At 74.7% G+C, this 13633-nt stretch carries 12 protein-coding genes; 4 read left to right on the forward strand and 8 right to left on the reverse strand.

Features of this window, described 5'->3' with window-relative positions:
- Positions 1 to 129: 129 nt before the first annotated feature.
- Positions 130 to 1473 carry a class II 3-deoxy-7-phosphoheptulonate synthase gene (locus ACFVFR_RS13605; protein ID WP_383701047.1) on the reverse strand — a complete coding sequence of 448 codons (1344 nt, stop codon included), beginning with the start codon at positions 1471 to 1473 and terminating at the stop codon, positions 130 to 132.
- Positions 1474 to 1851: 378 nt separating this feature from the next.
- Between ACFVFR_RS13605 and ACFVFR_RS13610 the strand changes: the two genes are divergently transcribed.
- A complete protein-coding gene (locus ACFVFR_RS13610) occupies positions 1852 to 1908 on the forward strand; it encodes a trp operon leader peptide (RefSeq protein WP_383701050.1) in 57 nt (18 codons plus the stop codon).
- Between the two features lie 125 nt (positions 1909 to 2033).
- Complete coding sequence (locus ACFVFR_RS13615) at positions 2034 to 4118, forward strand: anthranilate synthase family protein (RefSeq protein ID WP_383700773.1); 2085 nt, start codon at positions 2034 to 2036, stop codon at positions 4116 to 4118.
- A gap of 20 nt (positions 4119 to 4138) precedes the next feature.
- Here the strand turns inward: ACFVFR_RS13615 and ACFVFR_RS13620 are convergent, their stop codons facing one another.
- From ACFVFR_RS13620 to ACFVFR_RS13635, 4 genes are all read right to left on the reverse strand, one after another.
- Positions 4139 to 5167 carry a 6-phosphofructokinase gene (locus tag ACFVFR_RS13620; RefSeq protein WP_383700775.1) on the reverse strand — a complete coding sequence of 343 codons (1029 nt, stop codon included), beginning with the start codon at positions 5165 to 5167 and terminating at the stop codon, positions 4139 to 4141.
- A 186-nt stretch (positions 5168 to 5353) separates the two neighbouring features.
- Positions 5354 to 6034, reverse strand: a complete 681-nt coding sequence (locus ACFVFR_RS13625; RefSeq protein ID WP_383700777.1) for a response regulator — start codon at positions 6032 to 6034, stop codon at positions 5354 to 5356.
- Entirely contained in the window at positions 6031 to 7272 is a 1242-nt protein-coding gene (gene macS / locus ACFVFR_RS13630; protein WP_383700779.1) for a MacS family sensor histidine kinase, read from the reverse strand. The genes ACFVFR_RS13625 and macS overlap by 4 nt, the downstream gene beginning before the upstream one ends.
- 44 nt (positions 7273 to 7316) lie before the next feature.
- On the reverse strand, positions 7317 to 8105 hold the full coding sequence (locus ACFVFR_RS13635; protein WP_383700781.1) for a lysophospholipid acyltransferase family protein: 789 nt from the start codon (positions 8103 to 8105) through the stop codon (positions 7317 to 7319).
- A gap of 257 nt (positions 8106 to 8362) precedes the next feature.
- Here ACFVFR_RS13635 and ACFVFR_RS13640 point away from each other — a divergent pair, with 257 nt between their 5' ends.
- On the forward strand, positions 8363 to 9142 hold the full coding sequence (locus ACFVFR_RS13640; RefSeq protein ID WP_383700783.1) for an alpha/beta hydrolase: 780 nt from the start codon (positions 8363 to 8365) through the stop codon (positions 9140 to 9142).
- Positions 9143 to 9618: 476 nt separating this feature from the next.
- Positions 9619 to 10254 carry a hypothetical protein gene (locus ACFVFR_RS13645; RefSeq protein ID WP_383701053.1) on the forward strand — a complete coding sequence of 212 codons (636 nt, stop codon included), beginning with the start codon at positions 9619 to 9621 and terminating at the stop codon, positions 10252 to 10254.
- Positions 10255 to 10372: 118 nt separating this feature from the next.
- Here the strand turns inward: ACFVFR_RS13645 and ACFVFR_RS13650 are convergent, their stop codons facing one another.
- The 3 genes from ACFVFR_RS13650 to ACFVFR_RS13660 form a co-directional block, all read right to left on the reverse strand.
- On the reverse strand, positions 10373 to 11188 hold the full coding sequence (locus tag ACFVFR_RS13650; RefSeq protein WP_383700785.1) for an endonuclease/exonuclease/phosphatase family protein: 816 nt from the start codon (positions 11186 to 11188) through the stop codon (positions 10373 to 10375).
- Positions 11189 to 11981: 793 nt separating this feature from the next.
- Complete coding sequence (locus ACFVFR_RS13655; protein WP_383700787.1) at positions 11982 to 12923, reverse strand: ROK family glucokinase; 942 nt, start codon at positions 12921 to 12923, stop codon at positions 11982 to 11984.
- 57 nt (positions 12924 to 12980) lie between these two features.
- Positions 12981 to 13547, reverse strand: a complete 567-nt coding sequence (locus tag ACFVFR_RS13660) for a DUF5304 family protein (RefSeq protein ID WP_383700789.1) — start codon at positions 13545 to 13547, stop codon at positions 12981 to 12983.
- Positions 13548 to 13633: the final 86 nt, after the last annotated feature.

The raw sequence follows: 13633 nt of genomic DNA on the forward strand, positions 1-13633 counted from the left end.
ACACCGTCTACTGCCACGCCTCGTTACCCATACCATCCCCCCAACCCCCTGGGGTCAACCGATGGGGGACCGCAAGGGGGGCCGCTATACAACCCCCCGCCCCCCACTGGCCGTTTCCCGCCCGGTCGACTACTGGTCCCGGTACATCTCCGCGACCAGGAACGCCAGGTCAAGAGACTGGCTGCGGTTCAGGCGCGGGTCGCACGCCGTCTCGTAGCGCTGGTGCAGGTCATCCACGAAGATCTCGTCGCCGCCGCCCACGCACTCGGTGACGTCGTCGCCGGTCAGCTCCACGTGGATGCCGCCCGGGTGGGTGCCCAGGCCCTTGTGGACCTCGAAGAAGCCCTTGACCTCGTCCAGCACGTCGTCGAAGCGCCGCGTCTTGTGCCCGGAGGCCGCCTCGAAGGTGTTGCCGTGCATCGGGTCGCAGATCCACGCGACCTGGGCGCCGGAGGCGGTGACCTTCTCGACCAGCGTGGGCAGCTTGTCCCGCACCGTGTCCGCGCCCATCCGGGTGATGAACGTGAGCCGCCCCGGCTCGCGGTTCGGGTCCAGCCGCTCGATCAGGGTCAGGGCGTCCTCGGCCGTGGTGCTCGGGCCGAGCTTCACGCCGAGCGGGTTGCGGATCTTCGAGGCGAACTCGATGTGGGCGCCGTCGAGCTGCCGGGTGCGCTCGCCGATCCACACCATGTGCCCGGAGACGTCGTACAGGTCTCCCGTACGCGAGTCCACGCGGGTCAGCGCCGACTCGTAGTCGAGCACCAGGGCCTCGTGGGAGGCGAAGAACTCGACGGTCTTGAACTCCTCCGGGTCCACCCCGCAGGCGTTCATGAAGTTCAGCGCGCGGTCGATCTCGCGCGCCAGCGCCTCGTAACGCTGCCCGGACGGCGAGGACTTGACGAAGTCCTGGTTCCAGGCGTGCACCTGGCGCAGGTCGGCGTAGCCGCCGGTGGTGAAGGCGCGCACCAGGTTGAGGGTGGCGGCCGAGGCGTGGTACATCCGCTTGAGCCGCTGCGGGTCCGGGATGCGGGCCGCCTCGGTGAACTCGAAGCCGTTGACGGAGTCGCCCCGGTAGGTCGGCAGGGTGATGCCGTCGCGGGTCTCGGTCGGCTTGGAGCGGGGCTTGCTGTACTGACCCGCGATGCGCCCGACCTTGACCACCGGCACCGAGCCGGCGTACGTCAGGACGGCGCCCATCTGCAGCAGCGTCTTGAGCTTGTTGCGGATCTGGTCGGCGCCGACGGCGTCGAACGCCTCCGCGCAGTCACCGCCCTGGAGCAGGAACGCCTCGCCACGGGCCACCGCGCCCAGCCGGGCACGCAACTGGTCGCACTCCCCGGCGAAGACGAGCGGCGGATAGGACTCGAGCTCGGCGATCACATCGCGCAGAGCCTCGTGGTCCGGCCAGTCAGGCTGCTGCGCCGCGGGCAGGGAGCGCCAGGTGTGGCCACCGGCGTGGGTTTCAGCGTTCACGGTCACGCTGTCAACATTACGGGGTCTTTCCGGGCATCCACGCCGGCGCCCACTGGATGAGACGGTTTCCGGTCGGTTCCTGACCGGTTGCCGATACCTCCGTGACCTGCGGTCGAGGGCTCCACGACCGGCCGCGGCCGGTCCGCTTCGCCCGGCCGGCCGCCCGCCGGCCCCGCCCGCGACGCGCCCCCGGCCCACCCCCCGTGCGGGCCTTCGCGCCGCACCACCGCACGCACGGCCGCCTCGCCCGCCCGGGCTCGCGCACCGGCGCCACGCGCCGCGCGAGCCGCCGCCGCACCGACCGGCCCGGTCGGACGCCCGCCACGGACTGGACGCCTCCCGGCCCCCGGGCGCCCCGCGTCGGGTAGGGTGCCGCCCATGTTCGCGCAGCTCAACCGTTTCTGGTGGTGGACCGCTCATCCGGCGGCCCACTGAGCGCGCGTTCTGCCAGAACACCACGCGAAGGCCGCCCGAGGGGCGGCCTTCGCTGCGTATGCGGGCCGTTCCTCCCCCCGTAGGTCCACCCCAGCCCGTGGACCACGACCGCTGGAAGGAACCCCATGCCGCAGCAGACCGCACCGGGCAGCGCCCCCGACCCCGTTCCCCCCACCACCCCCGGCCCCGTTTCCCCCACCCCTCCCGGCCCCGTTCCCCCCACCCCTCCCGGCCCCGTTTCCCCCACCACCCCCGGCGCCTCCCCCGTCACCGCGCCCTCCCTCGTACGTCGCCTGCTGGCCGCCGACTGCCCGCCGTACGCGCTGCTGCGCCGCCGCGCTCCCGGGCACGACGCGGACACCGTCGAGGTGCTGATCGGGCCGGTGAGCGAGGTGACCCACCTCGCCGACATCCCGCTGCCCGAGCCGGGCGCCGCGCACGACGGCCGACCCGTGTCGGACGCGCTGGCGCTGGTGCCCTTCCGGCAGATCCGCGAGCGCGGCTTCACCGCGCACGACGACGGCACGCCACTGGCGGTGCTGCGGCCCGACGAGGCGTACGCGCTGCCGCTGGAGGAGCTGCTGGCGGCGCTGCCCACGCACCGGGTACGGGTCCAGGACGGCGCGTTCGACATCGACGACGCCGGATACGCGGGCGTGGTGCGGCGCGTCATCGACGAGGAGATCGGCACCGGCGAGGGCGCCAACTTCGTCATCCGGCGCACCTTCGAGGGCGAGATCCCCGGCTTCGCGACCCGTGACGCGCTCGCCCTCTTCCGCCGCCTGCTGGCCGGCGAGCGGGGCGCGTACTGGACGTACGTGGTGCACACGGGCGAGCGGACGCTGGTGGGCGCGAGCCCCGAGGTACACGTGCGGATGTCGGGCGAGACCGTCGTGATGAACCCGATCAGCGGCACCTACCGCTACCCGCCGCAGGGCCCGGACGCCGAGGGCCTGCTGGCCTTCCTGCGGGACCGCAAGGAGGTGGAGGAGCTGTCGATGGTCGTGGACGAGGAACTGAAGATGATGTGCGCCGTGGGCGACCGGGGCGGCGTGGTGATCGGTCCCCGGCTGCGCGAGATGGCCCACCTGGCGCACACCGAGTACGAGCTGCGCGGGCGCAGCACGTTGGACGTGCGCGAGGTGCTGCGGCAGACGATGTTCGCGGCGACCGTGACCGGCTCGCCCGTACAGAACGCCTGCCGGGTCATCGCCCGGCACGAGCCGCCCGGCACGGACGGCCGGGGGCGCGGCTACTACGCGGGGGCCCTGGCGCTGATCGGCCGGGACGCCGGCGGTGCCCGCACGCTGGACTCGCCCATCCTCATCCGCACCGCCGACATCGACGCGCGCGGGCGGCTGCGGGTACCGGTCGGGGCGACCCTGGTGCGCCACTCCGACCCGGCGGGCGAGGTCGCCGAGACGCACGCGAAGGCCGCCGGCGTGCTCACCGCCCTCGGCGTACGCCAGGCGCCGGCCCGCCCGGCCGGGGCGCCCGTCGCGCGCCTCGCCGACGATCCGCGGGTGCGGGCCGCGCTGGACGCCCGGCGCGCCGACCTGGCGCCGTTCTGGCTGCGGATGAACACGCCCGAGCCGGGCGCGGGCGACGCGGGGCGGGTGCTGGTCGTCGACGGTGAGGACACGTTCACGGCCATGCTGGCGCATCTGCTGGCCACCTCGGGGCTGCGGGTGGAGGTGCGCGGGTTCGCCGAGCCGGGGCTGCGGGAGGCCGCGCTCGCGCATCCGGGTCCGGTGGTGCTCGGCCCGGGTCCGGGCGACCCCAACGACGCGGCGGACCCGAAGATGCGGCTGCTGCGCGCGCTCACGGCCGACCTGCTGCGCGAGCACCGGCACGGGCTGCTCGGGGTGTGTCTGGGCCACGAGCTCATCGCCGCCGAACTGGGCCTGGAGATCGTCCGCAAGCGGGAGCCGGCCCAGGGCGCCCAGGAGCGGATCGACCTCTTCGGCCGGGCGGAGACCGTCGGCTTCTACAACACGTTCACGGCCCACTGCGACGCCGAGGCCGAGGCCGAACTGGCCTCGCACCACATCGAGGTGAGCCGGGACGCGGCCAGCGGCGAGGTGCACGCGGTGCGCGGGCCCGGGTTCGGCGGGCTCCAGTTCCACCCGGAGTCGGTGCTGACCCTGCGCGGCGCCGCGCTGGTGGCCCAGGAGCTGACACTGGCCCGGCGGACGGTGCCCCGGGTCTAGCCGGCCGGCCCGCCCCGCGCTCAGCCGAAGAAGACGCCGGCCTCCGCGTACAGCCGTGGGTCCACGGTCTTGAGCTTGGCCGTCGCCTCGGCCAGCGGCACGCGCACCACGTCGGTGCCGCGCAGCGCGACCATCACGCCGTAGTCCTCGTCGCGTACGGCCTCGATGGCGTGCAGGCCGAAGCGGGTGGCCAGCCAGCGGTCGAAGGCGCTGGGGGTGCCGCCGCGCTGGACGTGGCCGAGCACGGTGGTCCTGGCCTCCTTGCCGGTACGCCGCTCGATCTCCTTGGCCAGCCACTCGCCCACGCCCGAGAGCCGCACATGGCCGAAGGAGTCCAGCGAACCGTCCTTGAGGACCATCTCGCCGTCCGCGGGGGTCGCGCCCTCGGCGACGACGACGATGGGGGCGTACCGGACCTTGAACCGGGACTCCACCCAGCGGCAGACCTCTTCCACGTCGAAGCGCTGTTCCGGGATGAGGATCGCGTTGGCCCCGCCGGCCAGTCCCGAGTGCAGGGCGATCCAGCCGGCGTGCCGGCCCATCACCTCCACCACCAGGACCCGCATGTGGGACTCGGCGGTCGTGTGCAGCCGGTCGATGGCCTCGGTGGCGATGTTGACGGCCGTGTCGAAGCCGAAGGTGTAGTCGGTGGCGGACAGGTCGTTGTCGATGGTCTTGGGCACACCCACGCAGGGCACCCCGTACTCGTCGGACAGGCGGGCCGCGACGCCGAGGGTGTCCTCGCCGCCGATCGTGATGAGCGCGTCGACCTCGTGCTTGGCGAGGGTCTCCTTGATCCGGCGGATGCCGTGGTCCGCCTTGAGGGGGTTGGTCCGCGACGACCCGAGGATGGTGCCGCCGCGCGGCAGGATGCCGCGGACCGCGGGGATGTCGAGCGGCACGATGTCGCCCTCCAGCGGCCCGCGCCAGCCGTCCCTGAAGCCGGTGAAGGTGTAGTCGTACTCCTGGACGCCCTTGCGGACGGCCGCGCGGATGACCGCGTTGAGCCCGGGGCAGTCACCGCCACCGGTCAGCACTCCGACCCGCATCGCTTCTTCCCTTCTCCCGTGAATGACCCGATAGGGCAGCCACGCTAATGGTGATACAGGTCACACGGGATGAGGCGGAAGGCGAATTCCGGTACGCCGTCGGGCAGTTGGCGCGGCGCGTTCACTCGTACGAGGGGCGCGGGCCCGTGGCGACGCGCGGTGGGTGGCGCGCGGTCGGGTGCGCGGCTAGGCGTCGCCGTCGTCGTCCAGGCCGCGCTCTATGGCGTACCGCACCAGCTCGACGCGGTTGTGCAGGTGCAGTTTGCCCAGGGTGTTCTGGACGTGGTTCTGCACGGTGCGGTGCGAGATGACCAGCCGCTCCGCGATCTGCTTGTACGAAAGGCCCTTGGCGACCAGGCGCAGGACCTCGGTCTCCCGGTCGGTGAGCCGGGGCGCGCCGGGCTCGTCCACCGCGGCCGGGGCCGGCTCGGTGGCGAGTCGGCGGTACTCGCCGAGGACCAGGCCCGCCAGGCCCGGTGTGAACACCGCGTCGCCGGCGGCCGTCCGGCGTACCGCGTCCAGGAGTTCGGCGGCCCCGGCCGACTTGACCAGATAGCCCGTGGCGCCCGACTTCACGGCCTCCAGCACGTCCGCGTGCTCGCCGCTGGCCGACAGGACCAGTACCCGCAGCGCCGGGTTGGCCCCCACCAGTTCCTTGCACACCCGCACCCCGGGCAGCCCCGGCAGGTTGAGGTCGAGCACCAGCACCTCGGGCCGGACGGCGGTCGCCCTGCGCACGGCCTGCGGCCCGTCGCCGGCCGTGGCCACCACGTCGAACCCGGCCTCGGCCAGGTCGCGGGCCACCGCGTCCCGCCACATGGGGTGGTCGTCGACCACCATCACCCGTACGGCACGTGCCTCGCTCATGTCGCGTTCTTCCTCCCCCGTGGGACTCTCAACTCCACCTCGGTGCCCTGCCCCGGCACCGAGGTCAGCTCCGCGCCGCCGCCCAGGTCGCGCAGCCGGCCCCGGATCGACAGGGCGACTCCCAGCCGACCCTCGCGCTCGGCGTCCGCGAGCCGGCCCGCCGGGATGCCCGGCCCGTCGTCGCGGACGGTGACCAGCACGGCGTCCGACTCGTCCTCGACCAGAATCCACGCCCGCGCGCCGTCCCCCGCGTGCCGGCGAACGTTGTCCAGGGCCGCGCCCACGGCGTCGGCCAGCTCCCGAGCGGCGTGGGCCGGCAGCGGAACCGGGGCGCCCGGTTCGGCGAGCGAGACGCTGGCCCCCGCGTACGGCGCCAGCAGCGTCCGCAGGTCGCACGGCTCCTCCGCGTCACCCGGCGCCGCGTCGGGGAGGCCGGCGGGCGACGGCGCGAGGGAACCCGCGGGTCCGGGCGCGGGCGTCGGCCCGCCCAGGCCGCCGGAGACCAGGGTGCGCAGCGCCACCTCCTGCTCGCCCGCCATCCGGCCCAGCTCGGCCGCCTCGCCCCCGATGGCCACGCCACGCCGCTGCACCATGGCCAGCACCTGGAGGACGCTGTCGTGGATGTCGCGGGCCAGCCGCTCCCGCTCCCGGGTGGCCGCCTCGATCTGCAAAGCCCGCGCGAGGGTGCGCTCACTGGCGCGGGCCACCTCGACCACGTAGCCGATCGCGACGCTGGCCACCCAGACCAGCATGACGTTGTGCACGGTGTTCTGGGCGAAGGCCCCGCGCTCGACGATGTTGGCCGCGCCGGCTATCGCCGAGGCCACCGCGCCCCAGCGCCAGCCGCCCTTGATGGCGAAGCCGAGCACGGCGCCCGCGGTCCAGATCGAGGGGAGTGTGGGCCCGCCGTCGATGATCCGCTCGTGGGCGTCGACCAGCGGCGTCAGCAGGATGCCGACGATCGCCACGCTCAGGTCGGCGATCAGGAAGCGCTTGGTGCACCGCTCGGCCGAGCTCACCATCCGCCAGCTGAACGCCATCCAGCCGGCGAGCAGCAGCATGTAGGCGCCGGCGCCGAGCGGGTGCTCGTACTCGCCGTAGGCGTGCGCGTACAGGGCGATCGCGTAGAGCGCGGTCAGGACGCGGTAGCCGGTGAGGGCGCGCCACAGGGGCAGCTCGACCGACATCCGCGCCACGCGCTCGCGCGCCGGGCTCTCGCGCACCGGCTGCTGAACCATCTCCCACCCCCCGCTGGGCGCCGTGCTCGGACGGCGACGGCCGGCTAGTCGGCCGCGTCCCGGTCCGCTCCGTCGCGCTGGTCCCGCTCTCCCTTGGCGTCGGCCCTGGCCTGCTCGTCCTTGGCCGCCTTGGCCGCCTTCTCGTCCTTCTCCTGCTGCTTGGCCGCCTCGGCGAGCTGGCGCTTGGCGGCGGTCGCGTAGATGTCCACGTACTCCTGGCCCGAGAGCTTCATGATCTCGTACATCACCTCGTCGGTGACCGAGCGCAGGATGAAGCGGTCGCCGTCCATGCCGTGGTAGCGGCTGAAGTCCAGCGGCTTGCCGATCCGGATGCCGGGGCGCATCAGCTTGGGCATGACCTTGCCCGGGGGCTGGATCTTCTCCGTGTCGATCATGGCGACGGGGATCACCGGTGCCCCGGTGGCCAGCGCGACGCGGGCCAGGCCGCCGGGCTTGCCCCGGTAGAGCCGGCCGTCCGGGGAGCGGGTGCCCTCCGGGTAGATGCCGAACAGCTCGCCGCGCTCCAGCACCTCGATGCCGCTCTTGATCGCGGCCTCGCCGGCACCCCGCGCGCCCGAGCGGTCCACCGGGAGCTGGCCCACGCCCTTGAAGAAGGCCGCGGTCATCCGGCCCTTGAGACCGGGCGAGGTGAAGTACTCCGCCTTGGCGATGAAGGTGACCTTCCGGTCGAGCATCGCCGGCAGGAAGAAGGAGTCCGAGAAGGAGAGGTGGTTGCTGGCCAGGATCGCGGGGCCCTCGGCCGGAATGTTCTCCAGGCCCTCCACCCAGGGCCGGAAGGCAAGCTTCAGCGACCCACCGATGGAAAGCTTCATTGCGCCGTAGAACAACCGAGGACCTCCTGTAGCTGACGAGGAGACCTTAACCCGAGGCGCGGCGCGGCTCTCGCCCGGCGTTCGGGCGCGCACGAGGCGGTGCGCCCGGTCCCCGGCCCGGCCCCGCCACCCGGTGTCCGCCCCGGACGCCAGGGGCCCGGATCGCACCGATCGGCCTATCCCACGTGCGGTGCTCCGCGTAGGCTGAGGTCCCAACCGTCCGGCCGCGCCTGGCCCCTGACCGAACGGAGACCCCGGTGCCGCTGTCCCCCGGAGCCGAGCCGTTCCACCACACCGGAAACGACGTCGGCGTCCTCGTCTGCCACGGCTTCACCGGCTCTCCCCAGTCCGTCCGCCCGTGGGCCGACTCGCTCGCCGCACGCGGGTACACGGTCTCGTTGCCCCTGCTGCCCGGTCACGGCACCCGGTGGCAGGACCTGGCGGTCACCGGCTGGCAGGACTGGTACGCCGAGGTGGACCGCGAGCTGGGCCGGCTCACCGAGCGCTGTGAGCGGGTGTTCGTCTGCGGCCTGTCCATGGGCGGCACGCTGGCGCTGCGCCTGGCGGCCCGGCACGGAGCGGCCATCAGCGGGCTGGTGCTGGTCAACCCGGCGAACAGGATGCGCGACACGGGCTCCGCGCTGCTGCCCGTGGCGCGCCACCTGGTGTCCTCGGTCAAGGGCATCGTGAGCGACATCGCCAAGCCGGGGCGGTACGAGCTCGGCTACGACCGGGTGCCGTTGCAGGCCGCGCACTCGCTGCGGCGGTTCTTCCGCATCGTGGACGCGGAACTGGCGCAGGTCACCCAGCCACTCCTGGTGTTGCACAGCCCACAGGACCACGTGGTCTCGCCCGTGGACTCGGCGCGCATCATGGCCCGGGTCTCCTCCACGGACCTGACCGAGCGACTGTTGGAGCGCAGTTTCCACGTGGCCACGCTGGACCACGACGCGGACCTGATCTTCGCCGACACCCACGCGTTCATCAACCGCCTCACGGCCAGCGTCGACACGCCGCGCCCGGATCGGGTGGCCTAGCCATGCCACGGGCCGAGGGAGAGGCAGGTCAGGGACCGGTGCCCGAGCGCGACGCACACACCGACGACGGACCGGAGACCGGCGCCCACACCGGCGACGCGACACTGCCCGACACCCCGGGCGGGCAGCCCGCCGTCCCCGCCACCCCGGACACCGCCACCCCGGACGCCGGCGACACCGGCGCCGACACCGACACGCCGGCCGACGCGCCGGCGCGGGAGGTCCGTGGCGAGGACGGCGCGGAGCGAGCGGCCGAGGACGCGTCCGGCGCGGAGCGGGCCGGTACGAGCCAGGGCGGCACGCACCAGGCCGGCGCGAGCCACAGCGGTGCGCGTCCCGGCGGCGACGAGCCGCCCGGCGACACCCACCGCACCACCGGCGACCTCGCGACCCGCGACGGCGCCGCCGGCCACGACGCGCGCACCGGACCCGACGCCAGGCCGGACGCCGCCGGGCCGGCCACCGGGGCGGGCGCTCTGTCGGGCGCCGAGCGGGCGAAGGCCAGCGGCGGCGCGGTCGACGCCACGGACGGCGACGCCGAGGCCCGGCGCTCGGCCGAGGAGGCCGCGTGGGCCGAGATCGTCGCGGGGTACGGGGACGAGCCACCGGACCCGCCGGGCGTGGCCCCCTGGCGCTCGACCGGGACGCTGACCGAGCCGGCCACCGGGCCCGCGCGGGAGATCGCGCCGGGCAAGCCGGACAAGACGCTGGGCAAGGTGGGCGGGGCCGGCCGCGAGACGGACGAGCCGCCGGCCGAGCCGGTCCGGGCGCTCGGCGGCTCGGTGGTCTTCGCCCCGGGCGTCGGCCCGCGCGACTGGTCGCCGGCCGAGCCGTCGGACGACGACTTCGACGCGAGCGACGAGGGCCACTTCGTACCGCCGGAGCCACCGCCGCTGCCGCACGCCGACACCACGGCCCGCTTCGCCTGGCTGGCGGTGCTCGGCGGCCCGCTGCTGCTGTTGGTCATGGTGGTGCTGCGCCAGGAGATCACCTGGTGGATCGCCACCCTGGGCATCGGTGGCTTCCTCGGCGGCTTCGCGACGCTGGTGACGCGCATGCGGACCGACGAGGACGAGGAGGACGAGGACCCCGGGCGGGGCGCGGTCGTCTGACCGCCCGCCCCGGCTCCCGTCCGAGGCACGGCACGCGTCGCCCGGCGCTCCGGCGCCCCGATACCCCGCACCGGCCCCGGCCGCGCGCCCCGTACGCGCCGGCCGGGGCCGGTGTTCGTCAGTGCCGCGCCGGCGCGGGGTGCGGCAGCCGGAGCGCGGCCAGCACGGGCAGGTGATCGGCGGCCAGCCGCAGGTCGGCGGGGTGCACACCGGGCAGCTCGCTCGGCACGCCGCAGCCCAGGACCTGTACGCCCTCGGTGGTCAGGACGGCGTCGACGCGCTGGTGCGGCCCCGCCGGCGGCGCGGTGTGCTCCCCGCCCCACGGCCGCGCGGCCCACGCGTCCCGCAGCGGACCGTTGGCCAGGCGCTGGAAGGCCCGGCCGTCCGGCGCCTCGCCCAGGCTTCCGGCGGCCACGGCGTACGGGGCGTCGAGGCCGGCCACTCCGGCCAGCAGCGCGCCCGCGTGGGCCTGGCGCTCCGTGGCCTCGGGGCCGAGGTGGCAGCTCAGGACGCCGAGCCGGACGTCGCCGAAGCGCAGCACGGCGGCGGCCACGCCGCGCTGGCGCGCGCCGGGCGCACGGGGGAGCAGGGTCTCCGCGGTGTGCTCCACATGGGGCCGCAGGGTGCTGAAGATCGCCGGCCCCGAGGTGGTGGCGCCACCCGCCACGTGCACCAGACCGGCGTCGCGGGCCAGCCGGGCGAGCGCCTTGCGCCAGCGGAAGAAGCGCGGCGCCTCCTGGACGCACACCACGTCCGGGGCGGTGGCGCGGATGACCCGGGCCACCGCGCGCCGGGCGGTGCCGGGCGGCTGACCCGGCGCGTCCCGCAACGAGCGGACGTTGTAGCTGAGCACCCGCACCACGACGGAGCCGTCCGGCTCCCTCCGCGATGCGGGCAGGTCGTGCTGTTCACTCCGTACGGCCGCGAGCGTCACGTCGCCACTCCAGAACTGAGACCGGACCCGATGTTCTTCTGTACGGTGCCGCCCGTCGCTGCCAGGCTGACACCGGTGCTGCTGGTGAGACAGATGGTGCTGGTGGCACTGATGATGCGTGCCCCATGGTGCCGACGATGCTGGTGTGAGGGAAGTTCCCGCCGTGGAGCGCCGGTCGCCACCACCTCCCGCTGGGCGGCCGGACCCGTACCCCCCTCACCCGGGACCTGGCTGCCGGCGACGTCTCCCGGCCGACCGGGTCGACGTCGCGACACCGCGTCATCGGCCACCGCACCCGCGCGCCGGGGCGCCGGGCGTCCGCACGTGTCCGCCGGCCGGGGTGGCGTTCCCCCGAGGCGGGACGGTACGCCATGCCGCCGGACCCCCGCCGGTCGGGCCGGCCCCAGCCCGTGCCGACGGAAGCCTGGCCGCCGATCGCGCCGGGCCAACGGTGCGGCTCGGCGGTGCGGGGCGGTGTCGGACCGTCCGTGTCGGGCCGCGCGGGCGCACGCCCTGGTGGTGCGCGCCAGCGCGGGTGAGGCGGCTTCAGGTCCCGTACGCCCACGGGGCCATACGCCCGCGAGGCCCGGCTTCGGCTCGCGTGGGCACGCGGGAGGGCCGTCGCGGACCGTCCGCACCCGAAGGCCGCGCGCCGGCGCCGTGCCCGGGGCGCTGGGACGCGCGGCCGTGGACAGGGTGGGCCCGTGCGGACGAGGCGGGCGCGGAGAGGGGGCAGGCGCGAGACCAGGGGGCGGCGGCGTACGCTCGGCGGGCTCGGATCCGGGGTGGGCGCTCAGCCCTGACGGGCCAGGTCCGCCGCGCCGACCAGGCCCGCCTTGCCGCCGAGTTGGGCGGCCAACACCTGGGCGTGGGGTCGCCATCCGCCACCGACCAGCCAGCGTCGGAAGGACTTGCGGATGGGGTCGAGCACGAGGTCGCCCTCGTCGGAGACGCCGCCGCCGACGATGAACGCCGACGGGTCGAAGAGCGAGGCGAGGTCGGCGAGGCCGGCGCCGGCCCACCGGGCCAGCTCGCGGAAGGAGTCGACGGCCACCGGGTCGCCGGCGCGGGCGGCCTGGCTCACGTGCTTGCCCTCGATGCCGGCGGGGTCGCCGTCGCCGAGGCCGAGCAGCACCGTCGCGTTCTCCGGCGTCGCGGCGGCCCGTTGGCGCGCGTACCGCACCAGGGCGCGCCCGGACGCGTACTGCTCCCAGCAGCCCTGGCTGCCGCAGCCGCACAGCAGGCCGTCGGGGACCACCCGGATGTGCCCGAACTCGCCGGCCACGCCGAACCGGCCGCGCCGCAGCTTGTTGCCGATGATGATGCCGCCGCCGAGGCCGGTGCCCAGCGTGATGCAGATGACGTCCTCGTGGCCCTGGCCGGCACCGAACCGGTACTCGCCCCAGGCGGCGGCGTTGGCGTCGTTCTCCACCACGACCGGCAGCCCGACGCGCTGTTCGACCTTGTCCTTGAGTGCCTCGTGGCGCCAGTTGATGTTGGGGGCGAACAGCACCGTGGCGCGCTTGTCGTCCACGTAACCGGCGGCGCCGATGCCGACCGCCTCCGCCTGGTGCCGCGCGCCGACGGTGCGCACCGCCTCCGCGAGGGCGTCCACCAGGGCCTCGGGGGTCGGGGGGGTCGCCACCTCGCAGGTGTCGAGGATCGTGCCCTCCTCGTCCACCACGCCTGCCGCGATTTTGGTGCCGCCGATGTCGACGCCGATGGTGAGTCCCATGTGTCCCTCAGTCTCCAGGTCGAACCCCGCCGCGGCTAACCGTACCGGAGGGCGGGCTCAGTCGAGGTCGATGCGTTCACTTCCTGGAGGCGTATCGTCTCGGCGGTCGTCGCCCTCGCGCTCCCCGGCCGCTTCCGGGGCCTGGGCGCGCGCCGCCTGGTCGTCCCCGCGCGTCCAGCGCTGCTCCTGGCCGGCGACGGCCGCGCGGGCGGCGGCCAGCAGCTCGGTTCCGGCCGTCGCCAGGTGGTCGAAGATGTCGGGATTGCGCTCGATGACGGGCTCGACCACCGACCGCGCCTGTCCGATGAGTTGTCGTACGACGGTCTGCGCGGCGGCGCCCGCGATCGGGCCTTGAAGTGAGGAGAGCTTTTCGGTCACCGTTTCCGCCAACTTACGGAACTCCTCGGCGGCGCTGACCTGCTGCGGTCCGTAGGCGGCCCGTCGCCGGGCGCGTTCGGCGTCGAGGTCCTCGGCGCACGCCTGCTCCCAGGCACCGGGGTCGGGCGCCGGGCGCGACGCGCCCCGCCCCGCTTCCTGGTGGGTGGCGCGGGCGCGTTCCCCGTCCGCGCCGTCGTGACCGGGTGCGCTGTCGGGCTCGTGCGGACGCTCGCTGGCATCACTCATGGCGGACTCCTGCGGTGCGGCGGGCCCATCGGCCCCTCCGGCGCGATCGGCCCGGCCTGGTCTGGTCGGCTCGTTCGACGGTACCC

This window comes from Streptomyces sp. NPDC057702, from assembly GCF_042799315.1.
Classification (GTDB): domain Bacteria; phylum Actinomycetota; class Actinomycetes; order Streptomycetales; family Streptomycetaceae; genus Streptomyces.